Source organism: Variovorax multivorans (assembly GCF_051216835.1).
Taxonomy (GTDB): domain Bacteria; phylum Pseudomonadota; class Gammaproteobacteria; order Burkholderiales; family Burkholderiaceae_C; genus Variovorax.
Window position 1 is genome coordinate 463,893 of the sequence record NZ_JBPJZL010000001.1, and the last position, 19,252, is coordinate 483,144.

A 19,252-nucleotide genomic window follows, 5' to 3' on the forward strand; every position below is an offset into this window, starting at 1 on the left:
GTCGTCAGTTCGACAACATCAGATTGCGCCAACCGAAGCGGCGGACGATATCCGGCCGCTTCGGCGTGTTGCATTCGCCGGCCGCGTTGCAGATCACGTCCTTGCCCTTTGCCCGGTCCTGCGGCTCGAAGGCGATGTCGTCCCTGCCCGAACGGTTCCGGAAGCCGAGATAGCTGCCCGCCGTGGCGGACGCGTTGTAGGCAATGCCGCCCGGAGCGGCGCCGCTGAAGAAGTCGACCACCATCGACCAGCCGTCGTCGCCAGTGCCTGCAGTGCAATCGATCGAGTTGCTGCCGGTGCCCGGAATGGTGGTCGAGAACAAGCCTGCGCTGCTGCTGAGCGCGTCGCCCGGATAGACGATGCGCTCCCTGGCGGTCGGCAGTTGAAGGTACCAGCCGCGCTTGGCGAGAGAACCGCTGTAGCTCACGCTGTTGCCCGAGACGGTGCGGAACTCGGCATCGTCTTCCTCGACGGTGGCAACGCCGATGGTCTGCGCCACCAGGTCGGTCGATGCTGCGGTGCCCTTGCTGCCGTTGGCCGGATCCCGAACGCCATACAGGTACTGGCTGGCGGTAGTGCCGTCATCACCGGAGGCAAACAGCCGCCCCGTACCGAACACCACCATATAGCCGCCGCGCGGATGGCCGACGACCACCGGCGCCGCCGTGATCGGCTGCGTGGCGCCGGCCGCGAACAGCGGCACATTGTCGAGGCTCGATGCGGTGGCGCCGGAGCCCATGGTGGCCTTCCACTTGCGGCTGTCGGCATCGCTCAGGTCGAACTTCCACAGGTTGCCGAGCAGGTCGCCTGCATAGGCGTAGTCAACCTTGCCGTCGCCGTCGCGGTCCACCACCCTTGGGGCGGACAGCCCGTTGCCGGAGCCAGTGCCCTGCGTGGCGGGAGCAGGGATCTTGAGGACCGACTTGTCGTCGTCGAGATACTGGATCCACAGCACCGCCCTCTCGCTCGTGCTGTTGTAGCCATTGCCCAGGATCACGGCCTTGCGCCCGTTGTTCAGCGGCGCCACCTGCAGCGCGCGCCTGGAGAAGGAGTCGAGCGCGGGCTGCTGAAACTGGTGGCCCAGGTCACTGTCGGGAAGCGCGGTCGTGTCGACCACCACCGTCTCGGCAGCCCCGGCCTCGTCGATGTCCTCGGGCTTGGTGACGTTGAGCACGAAGTAGCCCTTGCCGCCCGCTCCCAGCGTGCCCACAAGAAAGGACCTCCACCCCGCCGCCTTCTGGGCGTCGGTGGTCGTGGGAGTGGCCGCCGCACCCATGTAGATATCGGCTACGAAGGCGCTTCCGTCGACGTAGTACCTGTGCGAGTAGGTGGCCTCACTGAGTCGCTTGAGATTGGGCGCGGTCGCCGTGCCGTAGAGGCCTTCGGGCACATAGGCGAACTCTTCCCTGCCGGTTCCCGCATTGAAGGCATGCAGCATGCCGTCGTTGGCACCTACGTAGACCATCGGCGTGCGGGCGGTCGAGGCGAACGTGGCGTAAGCGTCGCTGGTGAAGCCGCTCTTGGGCTGCCCCGCATACCAGACGCTGGAGCCCACGATGTCACCCAGCACATGGCCACGCTTGCGCAACTCCAGGCCCGTGCTTTCGTTGCTGCGGTCGCCGCGCAGGAAGTTGAGCACGGCCTGCCCGAGCGCGGTGCTTGCAGCATCGGTGCTGGTGCTTCCCCTGAGCGCGGCCTTTTGCGCATCGCTCAGATTGACCCACCGGAACGGCACGCCGGAGCCGGTCGTTGCGACGCTGGCGCCCGTTGCCGCTGCAGTGCCCGAGAAACTGAGCACCTTGCGATCGCTGCTGTGCGCCCCTGCCGTCGCCATGCGTGCATCGAGCAGATCGCGTGCCGACCAGTCGGATGTGGCCGCCAGCCTGCCGTTGGAGCCGAACTTCGTGGCGGTGAGCGCGCCCGACCAGTCAGCCGTGTCGTAGCCGGCCCGGTAGACGGCCGTGCCGGTCGATACCCTGGAGGAGCTTGCCGAGATCGAAGTCAGCGGGATGCTGGTGTTGATCAGGATCTGCCCGAGGATGGATTTGAAGGCGTTGCCGAGTGCCCCAGCATTCGAGGCCGGCGTGAAGGTGCCGCGGCTGTTGAGAGCGGCGTGCCAGAGGTCCATGCGCAAGGCGGCGCTGTTGGCCCCGCTGCTATACAAATATCCGTCGCCGTCCCAGCGGTCTGGCACCAGTGAGCCTGCCAGCGGGTCCGACCAGGTGGCCGCGCCATCGACCAACCGTGCATAGTCCCCGCTGTAGGTGGGCTGCGCCGCGCTCGCCGAAATGACCGGCGCGCCGCTCCACGACGACGCCGCACCGAAACCGATGGTGTAGGTCGTCAGGTGCTGCCACGTGGCCGGATTGTTCCTGGGATTCCAGTACTCGGGAACCGTCGCCGTACCGACTGCCACACTGCCGGGCTCGACAACGATCTTCTTCAGGTTGTTCGGCACGTCCGGCTGCAGATCGCTGGCCCAGTAGTGAAAGGCCATGTCGGCCAGGGTCGGGCGATATTCAGCCTTGGGTCTCCAGCGGCCGCTCCGATCCCAGTTAGCAACGTCATTGACGGCCCCGGCGTTGTCCTTGTAGGGCGCACGCGGCTGGTAGACCATGGAATCGGGCAGGACGCGGCGCGTTCCGTCTTCGTTTCCGATGGCCGGCATGTTGAGCCTCGCCGGGTCCTCGTTGAATCCGAAGAGGTTGTACTCGCCGTCCGTCATGAAGATGTGGAAGGACTTGCGGCAACTCGACTGCGCGGCCCCCTCCACGCCGGGGTCGTCCGAGTAGGGGCTGTACCGGCCGGTGGTCTTCATGTATTCGCCGGCGCGGGTCATCATGGCGTGCAGCGGCGTCCAACCCTCCGGAACCAGCGAATCGACCCAGGTCATGAAGTTGGCGCGATGGGCGCTGTCCAGCGAACGCATCAGGTTCGCGTTGGCACGGCCGCCGATCCGGCACTTGCCGGCCCTATAACTTCCCTCCGAGGTGTCGCCAAAGAAACCGACGCAGTTGTTGCCGCTCCTGTTCATCGCCTGCCAGGCGAGGCGAATCTGGTCATTGGGCATGTTCGCCTCGGAGAAGTTTGCCCTGAGCGCCGCCTTCAGGGCCAGCATGCCGCTCCCCGACATGCTGCCCGAGTTGTCGACCGACACGATCACGTTCGGCGCCGGCTCTCTGACCGCGGTGTTGCGCGGCGCTTGCGCCAGCGAATACTGTGCAGCTTGGCCGGCGGTCTGCGCCAGCATCAAGCTGCACACCACGGTGCTCCTCGAAAACTCTTTGATGTTCATATCCTTCCCTCTCGCAATGCTCAATTCACTTTGGTGACCGGATCCGGATCGAAGGACATCTGCAACTCGACCCGTGTGCCGCCTGCGGTGTCTGCGCTGCGAGCGCCTGTGGCGAATGCGGTGATCCGGTACAGCGGGTATTTGCTGTTCTTGCGGTCGATGACCTCGATCCAGTACCTGGCGCCAATCAGCGCCGGATTGCTGGCGGTGGGCGCGCCCGTGAACTGCCCGTACGACGCGTGTTTGCTCAGGTACGCGGTTTGGGTCCAGAACCGGTAGGCCTCGCTGCCGAATGCAGCCGCCACCGAGCGGTCCTCGGCGAAATAGCAGATGCCTCGTTCGCAGCTGTTGGCGCCGTCGTTCACATAGGCAGTCACCCAGCCGGTGTCCCGGTCGGGGAAGACGCGGCCATCCTCAGCCTTGCGGCAGCGCGATGTGGGTAGCGTCGAACATGCCACGTAAGTCTTGGTCGCGGTGGAGAAGACCTGCTGCCGGATGTCGCGCTCCGCATCCAGCAGCGCGGCTTCTGCGGCCTCGAAGGCACGCTGATGTTCGCGCTGGTTACCCGCCACCGACTCGAGCAGTTGCGCCATCCGCGCGCCGCCCACCACCAACAGCGCGGAGAGCAGCAGCATGATCATCACGATGAAAAGCGAAAACCCGCGCTGCGCCAGAGGGGCGCGGAGCCTGAGGAAGAGCTTCATAGCGCGCCCAGGTTGTTTCGCAGCGCGAACACCGCTGTGTAGACGCGGCGCAGCTTGCCGTCGCTGCTGGTCTGCGATGCCCCGTCGCAGTCGGTGTAGCTGCCGCCGGGGTTGTTCCTGGAACTGCCCGCAAGCTGCAGGCAGACACGCACCGTGCGAACCTGCTTGAAATTTGCGACGTCCGTGGCCGTCACGTAGCGCACCACCCGTTCGCTCCCGGCCTCGGCACCGATGCCGTACATGACGTCGAAGCGCTCGACGCCGTCGACGATCGGCTGCGGCGTGGCATTGCCGCTGCCCCTGCATCTCAAGGCACCGTTCGCCACCGAGAACTCGCTGGTAATCAGCCGCACGTTGTCCGACGCGGCAGGGCGTTCCGGAACGTACTCATAGCCCGCCGCGCTACTGGGGCCTTGGCCCAGGCAGTCCTTGAAGTAATCGGGATTCGGCGCATAGCCGACTTTCAGCTTGTCGTTCACCGAACTGTCCGGCGACTCTTCCCCCTTGATCGCAAAGAAGACAGGCTCGCTCGCAAGATTGGTGTTCTTGTCCGCATTGACGTTGAAGTAATACAGCGGCTCGGTGGCATCGATGGGGATATAGCCGGCCTGTCGAATCTGCTGGCCCAGCAGCCTGAACGCCAAAGCTGACGATTGGTTGAGCGCGTTGACGTCGTCGCCCATCATGGCGGTACTGCGCGTGCCGAGCATGCTGGCAATGGCGGCCAGCACCACCAGCATGCCGATGATCAGCGCGACGAGGAACTCGACCAGCGTGAAGCCGGCCTGCCGCAGGCGAGGAGCGAGTGCTTTGCAATTCATGGCTGCGGCACCGCAACGATGACTTCCAGGCAGGCCTTACCAGTCGGACAGCCCCAGCTCGAATCCGGTGCGATCGGGTTGACGACGGCAGGCTCGTTCCAGGCGATGTGCACGAACAGCAAGCCGCCGGCCGTCGCCTTGGCCTGTATATCGGCCAGTCCACCCGGCAACGCGCCCGCCACGGTGCGCTTCCAGTTCCACAGGTCGTCGGTCGCTAGATCGGCAGCGCTGCAGTTGGCGCGCGCTCCCGCGCACGAGGACTCGGGTTCATCAGCGCTTGCCGGCGACCAGTCGGCCACATAGGGGCTGTCGGCTGCGGCGCCTGCGACAAGATTGGTACGAATGCGGTCAGCCATGTCGCCAGCCAGTTGCGCGGCGATGTTCTGGTTGCTGGCGCTTGCGCTGTCGGCGAGTACACGCAGCTGGAAGCCGGCCAGCGCCAACAGGCCGAACGAGAGAACCAGAACGGCCACCATGGCCTCGATCATCGAAAAGCCCGCCTGCGCACTTCGCCCACTGCGCGGCTTGCGGATTGGAACGCTCAGCACCCCCTGCCCCCCTTCACCAGCCGAACGCGTCCGCCGAGCGCCAGGCACACCGCGACGGCATTGGATGAAGAACCGTCGCTTCCCACTGGGTGGAAGCTGAAGCCAGCGACGCCCGCGGAATGGCCCATGGCGTCGAAGGAGATGCCCCCGAGAGTGCCCTTCTGGACCGCGACGCGCGTGTCGGGGTCTTGCCGCTTGAGGGTCTCGCTGGCGGCCCCGCTGCCAACCACCGTGTCCCAACCGCAGCTCCAGTCCCTGCCGCTGCAGCCTGCGCGCGCCTGGATGGTCACGGTCTTTCCGCGCCGGGCCGCCTCCGAGCGCGCATGGCTCACGCTTGCCATCAAGGCCGAGGCCATGCCCTCGACGCGATACTTTTCGATCAAGCCGCTGAAACTGGGCAGCGCCATTACCAGCAGCACGGTCATCAGTGCGATGACGACCATCAGTTCGATGAGCGTGAAGCCTCGCTGCCTTTCGGCATGGCATGAACGCCCCCACGAGGACGCGCAGAATCCGTTATTCATGTTGTACCGTCCACCGCCTTGCACCGAGGTGCCGGGCAGACGCTTCTCCCTGATTGCAATAGCCGGAAATTCTATTTTTCGATTTCTTATTGACGGCCTATTGCACGACAAGCGGTCAGAGCAAATGGATCAGCGGTTAATTGTTTTCAATTGATTTCGAATTGCTGCCCCAAATAGATTTGATTTAACAAAAGAATGACAAAAGAAACTCCGAATTTCATGATTCAGGCGCTGAATCTCGCGCATCAAGCCGGACCCGAGACCGATCCGAACCCGCGCGTCGGCTGCGTCCTGGTGACTGCAGGTGGCACGGTGATCGGCCAGGGCCACACCCAGCAGGTCGGCGGCCCGCATGCCGAGGTCATGGCACTGCGCGATGCGGCGACGAGAGGCCATTCGGTCGCCGGCGCGACCGCGTACGTCACGCTCGAGCCCTGCTCCCACCATGGCCGCACCGGCCCATGTTGCGATGCGCTGATCGCAGCCGGCATTGGCCGGGTCGTGGCATCGATCGCCGACCCCAATCCGTTGGTCGCCGGTCAGGGCTTCGAGCGGCTGCGCGCCGCAGGCGTCGATGTCGAGGTCGGGTCGGGTGCGGAGGAAGCACGGGAACTCAACATCGGTTTTTTCAGCCGCATGGTCCGCAAGACGCCCTGGGTCCGGATGAAGGTGGCCGCCTCGCTCGACGGCAAGACCGGCCTCGACAACGGCGTGAGCCAATGGATCACGGCGCAAGCCGCGCGTGCCGACGGCCATGCGTGGAGAGCCCGCGCCAGTGCGGTGCTGACGGGCGTCGGAACCGTGCTCGAAGACAACCCGCGCCTGGACGTGCGCCTGGTCCAGACCTCGCGCCAGCCGCACCTGGTCGTCGTGGACAGCCGGCTCCAGACGCCGCCCGACGCCCACATATTCATCGAGGGCCGCCCCGTCTGGATCTACGCGGCCAGCCGGGACGAGAAGAAAGCCGAGGCGCTGGAAGCACGCGGCGCCACAGTCACCTGCCTGCCCAACGCCGACGGCAAGGTCGACCTGGGCGCCATGCTGAAAGACCTGGCAGCCCGCGGCGTCAACGAATTGCACGTCGAGTCGGGCCACAAGCTCAACGGCTCGATGCTGCGCGAAGGCTGCGTCGACGAACTGCTGGTGTACCTGGCGCCCAAGCTGATCGGCAGCGGGCTCGACATTGCGAGCCACATCCACGCCGACGGCCCGCTCACCTCGCTGGCGGGGGTTCTGCCCCTGGAATTCAGGTCCGTCGACATGCTCGGACCCGACCTGCGCATCGTGGCCCGGATCGCCGGAAAAGACGCCTTCTGACGTTTAGCCCGAAGCCCCTCTCGTTCTCTGCGAAAATGCGCGGATGTTCACCGGAATCATCACCGGCGTGGGGCGCATCGCCGCCATCCACGACCTCGGCACCTCCTCCTCCTTTGGCAAAAGACTCAGCATTGCGGTGCCCGACGGGTATCTCGACGACGTCGGCCTCGGCGACAGCATCGCGCTCAACGGCGCCTGCATGACCGTCACCACGCTCGCCCCCGAGCGACAGCAGTTCACCATCGACATTTCGGCCGAGTCCCTCGACAAGACCGCGGGCCTGACCGACGAAGGCAGCCGCATCAACCTCGAAAAGGCCCTGCGCGCCAGCGACCGCCTCGGCGGCCACATCGTGTCGGGCCACGTGGACGGCATCGGCAGCGTGAGCTTCTTCGAGCCCGTCGGCGAAAGCTGGGAACTGCGCGTGGTGGCACCGCCGGCGCTGGCCCGCTTCCTCGCCTACAAGGGCTCGATCACCGTCAACGGCGTGAGCCTCACCGTCAACAAGGTGAACGACATCGAAGGCGGCGCCGAGATCAGCATCAACCTGATCCCGCACACCGTCGACAACACCTCCCTTGGCAGCCTGAAGGCCGGCTCGAAGGTCAACCTCGAAATCGATACCGTGGCGCGCTACGTGGAGCGCATGCTTCAGGCGGGCGTGCTGGTGCCCCCCACTTCCACGTATTCCAAGGACACAGCCGAATGAACGCCTCCGTCACGCCGATCGGCGCTCCCCGCGCCGCGCGCGCCCCAGCCCCGATCTCTTCGGTCGAGGAAATCGTGGCCGAGCTTGCCGCTGGCCGCATGGTGATCCTGGTCGACGAGGAAGACCGCGAGAACGAAGGCGACATCGTCGTCGCGGCCGACCACATCACGCCCGAGGCCATCAACTTCATGGCGCGCCATGCCCGCGGCCTGATCTGCCTCACGCTCTCGCGCGAGATGTGCGAGCGGCTGCAGCTGCCGCCGATGGTGCAGCGCAACGGCGCCAAGCATTCGACCGCGTTCACCGTTTCCATCGAAGCGGCCGAAGGCGTGACTACCGGCATCTCGGCCGCCGACCGCGCCCGCACCGTGCAGGCCGCCGTAGCCCCCAATGCAGTGGCCGCCGACCTCGTTCAGCCCGGCCACATCTTCCCGCTGCAGGCGGTGGACGGCGGCGTGCTGATGCGCGCCGGCCATACCGAAGCCGGCTGCGACCTCGCCGCCATGGCCGGCTGCTCGCCCGCCTCGGTGATCTGCGAGGTGATGAACGAAGACGGCACCATGGCCCGCCTGCCCGACCTGCAGATCTTTGCGGCCGAGCACGGCCTCAAGATCGGTACCATCGCCGCGCTCATCGAGCACCGCAGCCGCGTCGAATCACTGGTCGAAAAAGTCGGCTGCCGCGAGATCCAGACCAACTGGGGCGCCTTCACCGCCCACGCCTTCATCGACAAGCCCAGCCGCGGCGTGCACCTTGCGCTGGTGCGCGGCAAGTGGGCGCCCGAAGACACGGTGTCGGTGCGCGTGCACGAGCCGCTGTCGGTGCTCGACGCACTCGAAATCAACCGCTCGCTGCACTCGTGGAGCCTGGACGCCAGTCTCTCGCACATAGCGAACGAGGGCAAGGGAGTGGCCGTGCTGCTGAACTGTGGCGAAACCGCCGGCGAGCTGCTCGCCCAGTTCGACGGCACCGCGCGCCCCGCGCAAGCCCCCGAGCGCGGCCGCATGGACCTGCGCAGCTACGGCATCGGCGCGCAGATCCTGCGCGAATGCGGCGTGCACAAGATGAATCTGCTGGGCACGCCGCGTCGCATGCCGAGCATGGCGGCGGGCTACGGGCTCGAAATCGCCGGCTACCTCACGAAAGACTGAACGACCATGCAAGGTTCAAACAAGGGCGAGACAACGCTCAACGGCAAAGGCCTGCGCATCGGCATCGTGCAGGCGCGCTTCAACGCCGACATCACCGACGCGCTGGCCTCGGCCTGCCTCTCGGAACTCGAGGCGCTGGGTGTCGCCGCCAGCGACATCCATCACCTGCAGGTTCCCGGCGCGCTCGAAGTGCCCGTGGCGCTGCAGGCGCTCGCCGAACGCGGCGGCTACCACGCGCTGGTGGCGCTGGGCTGCATCATCCGCGGCGAAACCTATCACTTCGAACTCGTGGCCAACGAATCGGGCGCGAGCGTGAGCCGCATTGCGCTCGACTACCGCCTGCCCATCGCCAACGCGATCCTCACCACCGAAAACCTCGAGCAGGCCATCGCCCGCCAGACCGACAAGGGCCGCGACGCGGCCCGCGTGGCGGTCGAGATGGCGCAACTGCTGGCCACCCTTTCATGACCGAAGACACCTCCAAGCCCCTCAAGCCCGCTGGCACCAAGCCGCGCCAGTCGCGCGTCGGCCTCACCAGCACGGGCGCGCGCAAGGCTTCGGCCAAATCGAACCGCAGCCGCGCGCGCGAGTTCGCGCTGCAGGCGCTCTACCAGCATCTGGTGGGCCGCAACGACCCGACCGACATTGACCACTTCACGCGCGACCTCGCGGGCTTCCACAAGGCCGACGCCCTGCACTACGACGCGCTGCTGCATGGTTCGATCGAAGGCGCCGAGCAGCTCGACGCGTTGATCCGCCCGCTGCTTGACCGCAAGTTCGAAGAAATCTCGCCCATCGAGCACGCCGTGATGTGGATCGGCGTGTACGAGTTCCAGAACTGCCCCGACGTGCCGTGGCGCGTGGTGCTCAACGAGTGCATCGAGCTGGCCAAGGAATTCGGCGGCACCGACGGCCACAAGTACGTGAACGCCGTGCTCAACGGCCTGGCGCCGCAGTTGCGCCCGCTCGAAGTGGAAGCAGACCGCGCTTCGGGGAAAGCAAAGGCATGAGGATTTCGACGCGCGCACAGCGCATCGAGCCCTTCTATGTGATGGAAGTGGCCAAGGCCGCCAGTGCATTGGCGCGCCAAGTGGCCCACACCGACCGGCCGATGATCTTCCTGAACATCGGCGAACCCGACTTCACCGCCCCGCCGCTGGTGCAGGAAGCTGCTGCCCGCGCCGTGCGCGCCGGCGCCACGCAGTACACGCAGGCCACCGGCCTCGACCATCTGCGCGAACGCATCAGCGCCTGGTATCGCCAGCGCTTCAACGTCGACGTGCCGGCCCGCCGGATCGTCGTCACCGCCGGCGCCTCGGCCGCGCTGCAGCTGGCCTGCCTCGCGCTGATCGAGTCCGGCGACGAGATCCTGATGCCCGACCCGAGCTATCCGTGCAACCGCCACTTCGTGAGCGCGGCGGACGGCAAGGCGGTGCTGGTGCCGACCACGGCCGAAGAGCGCTTCCAGCTCACGGCTGCCAAGGTCGAGGCCGCCTGGACCGACAAGACGCGTGGCGTGCTGCTCGCATCGCCGTCGAACCCGACCGGCACTTCGATCGCGCCCGACGAACTGCGCCGCATCCACGAGGTGGTGTCGCAGCGCGGCGGCATCACGCTGATCGACGAGATCTATCTCGGCCTCTCATACGACGATGCCTTCGGGCAGACGGCGCTGGCCATCGACGACAACGTCATCAGCATCAACAGCTTCAGCAAGTACTTCAATATGACCGGCTGGCGCCTCGGCTGGCTGGTGGTGCCCGAGGTGCTGGTGCCGGTGGTCGAGCGCCTTGCGCAAAACCTGTTCATCTGCGCGAGCACGGTGTCGCAGTACGCGGCGCTCGCCTGCTTCGAGGACGAGAGCATTGCCGAGTACGAACGCCGCCGCGCCGAATTCAAGGCGCGCCGCGACTGGTTCATTCCGCAGCTGAACGCGTTAGGCCTGAACGTGCCCGTGGTTCCCGACGGCGCCTTCTACGCCTGGGCCGACTGCACGAGCTTCGCCGAAAAGCTCGGCATCTCCGGCAGCTGGGACTTCGCCTTCGAGACCATGAAGCGCGCCCATGTCGCCGTCACGCCCGGCCGCGACTTCGGCACGGCCGAGACTGCCAAGTTCGTGCGCTTCTCCACTGCCAGTTCGATGGCGCACCTGCAGGAATCCATCGAACGCCTGCGGGCCATGGCAGAGAACCAGGCGCAATGAGCTACGCGTTTCCGATCCGCGTCTACTGGGAAGACACCGACGCCGGCGGCATCGTGTTCTACGCCAATTACCTGAAGTTCATGGAGCGCGGCCGCACCGAGTGGCTGCGCTCGCTGGGCGTCGAACAGCGCAAGCTGCGCGAGGAAACGGGCGGCCAGTTCGTGGTGAGCGAAACGCAGCTCAAATACCATCGGCCCTCGCGGCTGGACGACGAACTGCTCGTTACAGCCGATCTTCAACAATTGGGCACTGCGTCGTTGATAATCGGTCAGCGAGTGCTATCAAAAACAGAGCAAGAGCGAACGGGGGCCCCGGCACCCGTCTTGCTGTGCGAAGGCACGATCCGCATCGGCTGGGTGGACGCCGCCACATTGCGTCCCGCACGCATTCCGAAGCAAGTGACGGGAACCCTCGAGCGCTACAGCGGCTCCATGACACAACCTTTCAAGCCATGAACCAAGACCTCTCCATCATCAATCTCCTGCTCCATGCGAGCTTCGTGGTTCAACTGGTCGTGCTGCTGCTCGTGATCGTCTCGATCGCCAGCTGGGCCGCGATCATCCGCAAGTACTTCGCACTGCGGCGCATGCGTGCCCTCAACGACGACTTCGAACGCGAGTTCTGGTCGGGCACCAGCCTCAATGAACTGTTCGCCTCGGCCGCGCAGAACGCCAAGTTCGCAGGCCCCATGGAGCGCATCTTCGCTTCGGGCATGCGCGAGTACCAGAAGCTGCGCGAACGCCACGTCACCGACGCCCCCACGCTGCTCGACGGCGCCCGCCGCGCGATGCGCGCGAGCTTCCAGCGCGAGCTGGACGCGGCCGAACAGAACCTCTCGTTCCTGGCCACCGTGGGCTCGGTCTCTCCGTACGTCGGCCTGTTCGGCACGGTCTGGGGCATCATGCACGCCTTCACCGGCCTGGCAGCCCTGGCGCAGGTGACGCTGGCCACCGTGGCCCCCGGCATCGCCGAGGCATTGGTGGCCACAGCCATCGGCCTGTTCGCCGCCATTCCGGCCGTTGTGGGCTACAACCGCTTCGCCCGCGAGATCGACAAGATCGCCATTGCCCTCGAAACCTACATCGAGGAGTTCTCCAACATCCTGCAGCGCAACCTGTCGGCCAATCCGACGGCCGGCGGCGCGGCATCGTCGGTGGCTCCGGCCAACCGCTGAACGGAGGCGCAGCGCATGCCCGCCGTTTCATCCCGGGGCCGCGGCCGCCGGACGATCAACGAGATCAACATGGTCCCGTTCATCGACGTGATGCTGGTGCTGCTGATCATCTTCATGGTCACCGCGCCGCTCATCACGCCGAGCGTGATCAACCTGCCCTCGGTCGACCGCGCCAACAAGCAGCCCGACAAGCCCATCGAGATCGTCATCAAGAGCGAAGACGAAGTGCAGATCAAGAAAGATCCGTCCACCGGCTCGGGCGGCACCTCGATCCCCATGACCCAGATCGGCTCCGCGGCCAAGCAGGCCCAGGGCGGCGACGACCAGCGCCCAGTGGTCATCAGCGCCGACAAGTCGGTGAAGTACGAGACCGTCGTGAAGGCGATGAACCAGCTCAAGCGCAGCGGCATCGAGCGCGTGGGCCTGTCGGTCACGACCACGGGCGGCAAATAAGGCATGTCGCTCGCACTGGATCGCCCCGAGTTCGCGCCGCCGCCGCAGCGCGGCACGCCGCGTGCCGTCGTGCTGGCCCTCATTGCGCATGCGCTGCTCATTGCCGCGCTGACCTGGGGCGTGCGCTGGCGCAGCGACCCCGACGAAGGTGCGGTCGACGCGGAGCTGTGGTCGTCCACGGTGCAGCAGGCGGCGCCCCGCCTTCAAGCACCGCAAGCCCCCACGCCGGCTCCTGCGCCACCGCCGCCCGCACCCGCACCACCCCCCCCACCGGTGGCGAAGGCGCCCGAGCCCGCACCTGCGCCAAGGGCGCCCGACATTGCCCTGGAGCGCGAGAAGAAGCTCAAGGAGCAGAAGGAACAGAAAGAGCGCGAACTCGAGCAGCAACAGCAGCAGAAGAAGAAAGAGCTCGAAGCCAAGCAGCGTGCCGAAGACGAGGCCCAGCGCAAGAAAGAGCAGCAGCAGAAACTCGCCGACCAGAAGAAGCAGCAGGAAGCCGAGGCCAAGCAGGCCGAAGCCAAGAAGGCAGAGGCCGCGGCGAAGCAGGCAGCCGCCGACCGTGCCGCCGCGCTCAAGCGCATGCAAGGCCTGGCTGGTGCGAGCGGCGCCGACGATTCGAAGGGCACGGCCCAACGTTCGTCGGGCCCTTCGAGCGGCTATGCCGGCCGCATCGCCGCCGCCGTGCGCCCGAACATCACCTTCCCCGATGCCGACATGGTGAACGGCAACCCGGCCGCGGAGTTCGAAGTCAACCTGGCGCCCGACGGCACCATCGTCGGCGTCAAGCTGAGCAAGTCGAGCGGCCTGCAGGGCTGGGACGAGGCCGCCGAACGCGGCCTGCGCAAGACCGAGAAGCTGCCGCGCGACACCGACGGGCGCATCTTCCCCTCGCTGATCGTGTCGCTGCGGCCCAAGCGCTGACGGCGCAGCAGCAGCGTCGATTTATGCGTCGATTCCGGGCGGCTTTGAACAACCGCCCGGAACTCGTTCGACGCCCTGCTGTCTACACGCGGACAACAACAGCCGGGCGCCACGCCCGCACAAGATGAATCCCAACGGCCGCATCCGCTACGGCAGCAGTCCGCTGCTCGCCAGCCCCACTCCCGTGTGGCGCAGCAAGTTCATCGTGGCCAGCATCGCCTTCGGCTTCGTGCTGCTGGCCGGCCGGGCCGCCTACGTCCAGATCTTCAACAACGACTTCTTCCAGCATCAGGGCGAGGTGCGCTACCAGCGCACGCTGGAGCTGCCGGCCAACCGCGGCCGCATCCTCGACCGCAACGGGCTGATCCTGGCCTCCGACATTCCGGCGCCCAGCATCTGGGCCATTCCCGAGGACATCGAGCGCGACGACCCCGAGGTGCAGGCCAAGCTCAAGCAGGCCGCCAAGCTGCTCGGCATGCCGCAGAAGGACTTCGACAAGAAGCTGGAGGACGAGGACAAGACCTTCGTCTGGCTCAAGCGCCAGGTCGACCAGCCGGTTGCCAAGGAGGTTGCGGCGCTCAACATCAAGGGCATCTACCTGCGCCGCGATTACCGTCGCCAGTATCCCGAGGGCGAGGCGGCGGCGCACCTGGCCGGATTCACCAACGTGGAAGACATCGGGCAGGAAGGCGTGGAGCTGGCCTTCAACCAGGAGTTGGCCGGCAAGTCCGGCTCGCGCCACGTCCTCAAGGACCGGCTTGGTCACATCGTCGAGGACACCGAAGACCAGGTGCCGCCGACCGAGGGCCACGACATCCAGCTGAGCATCGACGACCGTGTGCAGTTCGTGGCCTACGAGAAGATCCGCGATGCCGTCGTCGCCAACAAGGCGCGCGCCGGCAGCGTGGTGGTGGTCGATGCGCAGACGGGCGAGCTGCTGGCCATGGCCAACTACCCGAGCTACGACCCCAACGACCGCCGCAACCTCACCGGCGAGCAGTTGCGCAACCGCGCAATGACCGACGTGTTCGAACCGGGCTCGACGATGAAGCCGATCACCATCGCCACCGCGCTGCAGCTGGGCCGCGTCACGCCCAAGACCATCATCGACACCAACCCCGGACGCATCACCGTGTCGGGCGCGACCATTCACGACGATGAGAACTTCGGCGTGCTGACGGTCGAGGGCGTGATCCAGAAGTCGAGCAACGTGGGCGCCACCAAGATCTCGCAGCGCATGACGGCGCAGGAGATGTGGAACTCGCTCACGGCCGTGGGCCTCGGGCAGAAGCCGCAGACGCCCTTCCCCGGCGCGGTGACGGGCCGGCTGCGGCCGTGGAAGTCGTGGCGCCCCATCGAGCAGGCCACCATGTCGTACGGCTACGGCCTCTCGGCCTCGCTGTTCCAGATCGCGCATGCGTACACCGCCTTCGCGCACAACGGCGAGGTGATCCCGGTGAGCCTGTTGAAGAACATGGGCGAGGAGCCGGCCGGCGTACAGGTGTTCTCGCCGCTGGTGGCAAGCGAGGTGCGCCAGATGATGCACATGGCGGCCGCGCCCGGCGGCACAGCGCCGCTGGCGCAGACCGTGGGCTATTCGGTGGGCGGCAAGACCGGCACCGCACACAAGCAGGTCGGCAAGGGCTACGCCAGCAACAAGTACCGCGCCTGGTACACGGGCATGTCACCCATCGACAAGCCGCGCATCATCGTCGCGGTGATGATCGACGAGCCCAGCGCGGGCAAATACTTCGGCGGACTGGTGGCGGCACCTGTGTTCAGCCAGGTTGTGCAGCAGACGCTGCGCATCATGAACGTGGTGCCCGACCTCGCCGTGGCGCCGATGGCGCACTGACGACGCACACGCCAGGTCTCGCGCCGCGCCTCAGTCGTAGACGATCAGCGCCTTGCCCGCTTCCGCCTGCGCGGTCCAGCTGGCCAGTGCAGCATCGGTCGGGAAGAACTTGGCGCGCTCGCCCAGTTGCAGTTCGACCTGCGCGCCGCCGCGCGCCATCGACAGCCGCACCGGCAGCCCCTGGATCAGGTCGCCGACCTCGGTTTGCTCGGTACGCGGCGGAAAGTCTTTCAGCAGGCGCGCGATGTCGGGCGCCTTGCCGTTCACCGCCACGCGCAGGAACTTGCCGAAGCGGCAGCGCGCCGTGGCAAGGTCCCACACCTGCTGCACTTGGAAGCGCGCCTCGAAGCCGCCGCGCGCAGGCTGCAGCCGGCCGCTGACGATGACCAGCTCGTCATCTTTCAGCGTGTTGCGGTTGGCGTTGATGGTCGCCTCGTCGGCGGTGGCGTCGATCGAGTCCGACTTGTCGTCGAGCTTGAAGATCGCCAGCCGGCCGCGCTGGCCGTTGATCACGCGGAAGTCGCTCACGATGCCGGCAATGACCTGCTGGTCGCGGCTGTCGAGCAGGTCGCCGATCTCGCGCTTGCAGAAGCGCCGCACCTCGTGCGAAACCTCGTCGAACAGGTGGCCCGAGAGGTAGAAGCCGACGGCCGTTTTCTCAAGCGTCAGCCGCTCCTTCACGCCCCAGGGCGTAGCGTCGACGAGGTCGGGCTCTGCGGTGGCCGAGCCGTGCTCGGCGTCGCCGAAGATGTCGACCTGCGATGCATTGGCCGCGGTGGCGCTCGCGAACTCGAAGGCGCGGTCAAGCGAAGCAATCAGCGATGCGCGGTTCTGCTGAATGGCGTCGAAAGCACCAGCCTTGATCAGCGCTTCGACCGTGCGCTTGTTGATGCGCTGGCGGTCAATGCGCACGCAGAAGTCGAACAGGCTCTTGAACGGCCCGCCCTCTTCGCGCGCCCGCACCACAGCCTCGACCGCGAGCTGGCCCGTGCCCTTCACGGCGCCCAGGCCGTAGCGGATGATCTTGTTGGTGACCGGCTCGAAGCGGTAGTTGCCGCGATTCACGTCCGGCGGCTCGAAGGTGATGCCGAAGTTCTTCTGGGCGTCTTCGAACAGCAGCTTGAGCTTGTCCGTGTCGTCCATTTCCACGGTCATGTTGGCGCAGAAGAACTCGGCCGTGTAGTGGACCTTCAGCCAGCCCGTGTGGTACGCCAGCAGCGAGTAGGCGGCAGCGTGAGACTTGTTGAAGCCGTAGCCCGCGAACTTCTCCATCAAGTCGAAGATTTCGTCGGCCTTGTCCTGAACGATGCCGTGCGTTGCAAGGGCGCCCGCGCGGAATTTCTCGCGGTGCTCGGCCATCTCCTCGAGCTTCTTCTTGCCCATTGCGCGGCGCAGCAGGTCGGCGCCGCCGAGCGAGTAGCCGCCCAGGATCTGCGCGGTCTGCATCACCTGCTCCTGGTAGACCATGATCCCGTAGGTCTCGGAGAGCATCTCGGCCACGGCCGGGTGTGGGTACTCCACCGTCTCGCGGCCGTGCTTGCGCGCCACGAAGCTGGGAATCAGGTCCATCGGGCCTGGGCGGTACAGCGCGTTCAGCGCGATCAGGTCTTCCAGGCGCGTAGGCCGCGCATCTTTCAGCATGCCCTGCATGCCGCGAGATTCAAACTGGAACACGGCTTCCGTCTTGCCGTCGGAGAACAGCCGGTAGGTGGCCCCGTCGTTCAGCGGAATGTTCTCGAACGCGAAGTTCTCCTGGCCCTTGTGGCGCTTCATGATGAACTCGCGCGCAATCTCCAGGATGGTGAGCGTGGCGAGACCCAAGAAGTCGAACTTCACGAGGCCGATGGCTTCGACGTCGTCCTTGTCGTACTGGCTCACGGCCGATTCGCTGCCGGGCTGCTGGTAGAGCGGGCAGAAGTCGGTGAGCTTGCCGGGCGCGATGAGCACACCCCCGGCGTGCATGCCGATGTTGCGGGTCATGCCTTCGAGCTTTTGCGCGAGCTCGACCAGCATGCGCACTTCTTCTTCCTTCTCGATGCGCTCCGCCAGTTGCGGCTCCATCTCGATGGCGTAGTTGTTCTTGTCGCCCTCGATCTTCTTCTCGGGCGGGTACTGCAGCGTGACCGACATGCCGGGCTTGTTCGGAATCAGCTTGCTGATGCCGTCGCAGAACATGTAGCTCATGTCGAGCACGCGGCCCACGTCGCGGATGGCCGCGCGCGCGGCCATGGTTCCGAAGGTGGCGATCTGGCTCACTGCGTTGCGGCCGTACTTGTCCTTCACGTAGTCGATCACGCGGTCGCGGTTGCCCTGGCAGAAGTCGATGTCGAAGTCGGGCATCGAGACGCGCTCGGGGTTCAGGAAACGTTCGAACAGCAGCTTGTATTCGAGCGGATCGAGGTCGGTGATCTTCAGCGCATAGGCCACCAGCGAGCCCGCGCCCGAGCCCCGGCCCGGTCCCACCGGGCAGCCGTTGGCCTTGGCCCACTGGATGAAGTCGCCCACGATCAGGAAGTAGCCGGGGAACCCCATGTTCAGGATCGTGTTGATCTCGAACTCCAGCCGCTCCACGTAGCGCGCGCGCTCGGCCTCGCGCTTGGCCTCGTCGGGGTAGAGGTGCTTCAGGCGCACCTCCAGGCCCTCGAACGACTCCTTGCGGAAGAAGTCGTCGATCGGCATGCGCACGCCTTCGCTGATGAAAGGCGTCGGAAAGTCGGGCAGCTGCGGCTTGCCCAGCACCAGCGTCAGGTTGCAGCGCTTGGCGATCTCGACCGTATTGGCCAGCGCGCTCGGCACGTCGGCGAACAGCGCCTGCATTTCGGCGGTCGACTTGAAATACTGCTCTTCGGTAAACCGCCGCACCCGGCGCGGGTTGCCGAGGATTTCGCCTTCGGAAATGCACACGCGCGCCTCGTGCGCTTCGTAGTCTTCGCGGGCGGCGAACTGCACGGGGTGCGTGGCAACCACCGGCAGATGCAGCCGGGCCGCCAGCTGCACCGCGGCAATGACGTGCGGCTCATCCTCGGGCCGGCCTGCGCGCTGCAGCTCGATATAGAAGCGGTGCGGAAAAATCCCCGCCAGCCGCAATGCCAGCTCGGCAGCGCGCTCGCCCTGCCCCTGCAGCAACGGCTGGCCCAGCGGCCCGGCCTGCGCGCCCGAGAGCGCGATCAGCCCGCCCGCGAGCTCCTCAACCCATTCCAGCTTGCAGGCCGCCTGCGACTGCCCTCGGCCCACGTTCTGCGTCCACGCCCGTGCAAGCAGCTCGGACAGGTGCAGATAACCTTCCATGTTCTGCACCAGCAACACGATGCGGGTGAGCACGCCGGGCTCCTTGCCCAGCCCTTCCACGAAGACTTCCGCACCGATGATGGGCTTGACGCCCTTGCCCCGGCCCTGCTTGTAGAACTTGACCGCTCCGAACAGGTTGTTCAGGTCGGTGATGGCCAGCGCGGGCTGCTTGTCGGCAGCGGCGGCCTTGATGACTTCGTCGATTCGATTGGTGCCGTCGACGACGGAAAATTCGGTGTGCAGGCGCAGGTGAACAAACATCCGGCCATTGTAGAAACTGCCACTCCAC

General features: G+C 66.0%; 17 protein-coding genes. 11 read left to right on the top strand and 6 right to left on the bottom strand.

The genetic code is table 11. The features are described from left to right. Window positions 1-4: 4 nt before the first annotated feature. Genes ACSFCA_RS02185 through ACSFCA_RS02205 form a run of 5 tightly spaced genes read right to left on the bottom strand, consistent with a single transcriptional unit; the run spans window position 5 to window position 5,892 of the window. Window positions 5-3,295 carry a pilus assembly protein gene (locus ACSFCA_RS02185; RefSeq protein WP_435458455.1) on the bottom strand — a complete coding sequence of 1,097 codons (3,291 nt, stop codon included), beginning with the start codon at window positions 3,293-3,295 and terminating at the stop codon, window positions 5-7. Window positions 3,296-3,315: 20 nt separating this feature from the next. Beyond that, window positions 3,316-3,999 (bottom strand): pilus assembly PilX family protein, encoded by a 684-nt coding sequence (locus ACSFCA_RS02190; RefSeq protein ID WP_435458456.1) that lies wholly within the window; start codon window positions 3,997-3,999, stop codon window positions 3,316-3,318. Continuing rightward, a complete protein-coding gene (locus ACSFCA_RS02195; protein WP_435458457.1) occupies window positions 3,996-4,820 on the bottom strand; it encodes a PilW family protein in 825 nt (274 codons plus the stop codon). Before ACSFCA_RS02195 ends, ACSFCA_RS02190 begins: the two co-directional genes overlap by 4 nt. Then, a complete protein-coding gene (gene pilV, locus ACSFCA_RS02200; protein ID WP_435458458.1) occupies window positions 4,817-5,368 on the bottom strand; it encodes a type IV pilus modification protein PilV in 552 nt (183 codons plus the stop codon). The genes ACSFCA_RS02195 and pilV overlap by 4 nt, the downstream gene beginning before the upstream one ends. Then, a complete protein-coding gene (locus tag ACSFCA_RS02205; RefSeq protein WP_435458459.1) occupies window positions 5,362-5,892 on the bottom strand; it encodes a GspH/FimT family pseudopilin in 531 nt (176 codons plus the stop codon). The genes pilV and ACSFCA_RS02205 overlap by 7 nt, the downstream gene beginning before the upstream one ends. A 219-nt stretch (window positions 5,893-6,111) precedes the next feature. Between ACSFCA_RS02205 and ribD the strand changes: the two genes are divergently transcribed. From ribD to ACSFCA_RS02260, 11 genes are all read left to right on the top strand, one after another. Beyond that, window positions 6,112-7,209: a bifunctional diaminohydroxyphosphoribosylaminopyrimidine deaminase/5-amino-6-(5-phosphoribosylamino)uracil reductase RibD gene (ribD, locus tag ACSFCA_RS02210; RefSeq protein ID WP_435458460.1), complete on the top strand. Its 1,098-nt coding sequence runs from the start codon at window positions 6,112-6,114 to the stop codon at window positions 7,207-7,209. A 43-nt stretch (window positions 7,210-7,252) separates the two neighbouring features. Next, window positions 7,253-7,918 carry a riboflavin synthase gene (locus ACSFCA_RS02215; RefSeq protein ID WP_258354348.1) on the top strand — a complete coding sequence of 222 codons (666 nt, stop codon included), beginning with the start codon at window positions 7,253-7,255 and terminating at the stop codon, window positions 7,916-7,918. After that, window positions 7,915-9,069, top strand: coding sequence for a bifunctional 3,4-dihydroxy-2-butanone-4-phosphate synthase/GTP cyclohydrolase II (gene ribBA, locus ACSFCA_RS02220; protein ID WP_258354347.1), 1,155 nt, complete (start codon window positions 7,915-7,917; stop codon window positions 9,067-9,069). The genes ACSFCA_RS02215 and ribBA overlap by 4 nt, the downstream gene beginning before the upstream one ends. A 6-nt stretch (window positions 9,070-9,075) precedes the next feature. Then, window positions 9,076-9,537: a 6,7-dimethyl-8-ribityllumazine synthase gene (gene ribH / locus ACSFCA_RS02225; protein WP_093055938.1), complete on the top strand. Its 462-nt coding sequence runs from the start codon at window positions 9,076-9,078 to the stop codon at window positions 9,535-9,537. Then, entirely contained in the window at window positions 9,534-10,079 is a 546-nt protein-coding gene (nusB, locus tag ACSFCA_RS02230; RefSeq protein ID WP_435458461.1) for a transcription antitermination factor NusB, read from the top strand. Before ribH ends, nusB begins: the two co-directional genes overlap by 4 nt. Next, on the top strand, window positions 10,076-11,272 hold the full coding sequence (locus ACSFCA_RS02235) for a pyridoxal phosphate-dependent aminotransferase (protein ID WP_093073647.1): 1,197 nt from the start codon (window positions 10,076-10,078) through the stop codon (window positions 11,270-11,272). The genes nusB and ACSFCA_RS02235 overlap by 4 nt, the downstream gene beginning before the upstream one ends. Beyond that, window positions 11,269-11,727, top strand: a complete 459-nt coding sequence (gene ybgC, locus ACSFCA_RS02240) for a tol-pal system-associated acyl-CoA thioesterase (RefSeq protein WP_258354346.1) — start codon at window positions 11,269-11,271, stop codon at window positions 11,725-11,727. The genes ACSFCA_RS02235 and ybgC overlap by 4 nt, the downstream gene beginning before the upstream one ends. Next, on the top strand, window positions 11,724-12,446 hold the full coding sequence (gene tolQ / locus ACSFCA_RS02245; protein WP_093055932.1) for a protein TolQ: 723 nt from the start codon (window positions 11,724-11,726) through the stop codon (window positions 12,444-12,446). Before ybgC ends, tolQ begins: the two co-directional genes overlap by 4 nt. A gap of 15 nt (window positions 12,447-12,461) precedes the next feature. Further along, complete coding sequence (locus ACSFCA_RS02250; RefSeq protein WP_093055930.1) at window positions 12,462-12,899, top strand: ExbD/TolR family protein; 438 nt, start codon at window positions 12,462-12,464, stop codon at window positions 12,897-12,899. 3 nt (window positions 12,900-12,902) lie between these two features. Then, entirely contained in the window at window positions 12,903-13,820 is a 918-nt protein-coding gene (gene tolA, locus ACSFCA_RS02255; RefSeq protein WP_435458462.1) for a cell envelope integrity protein TolA, read from the top strand. Window positions 13,821-13,944: 124 nt separating this feature from the next. Continuing rightward, window positions 13,945-15,675, top strand: a complete 1,731-nt coding sequence (locus tag ACSFCA_RS02260) for a peptidoglycan D,D-transpeptidase FtsI family protein (RefSeq protein ID WP_435458463.1) — start codon at window positions 13,945-13,947, stop codon at window positions 15,673-15,675. Window positions 15,676-15,705: 30 nt separating this feature from the next. Here the strand turns inward: ACSFCA_RS02260 and dnaE are convergent, their stop codons facing one another. Then, a complete protein-coding gene (dnaE, locus tag ACSFCA_RS02265; RefSeq protein WP_435458464.1) occupies window positions 15,706-19,224 on the bottom strand; it encodes a DNA polymerase III subunit alpha in 3,519 nt (1,172 codons plus the stop codon). Between the last annotated feature and the right edge of the window lie 28 nt (window positions 19,225-19,252).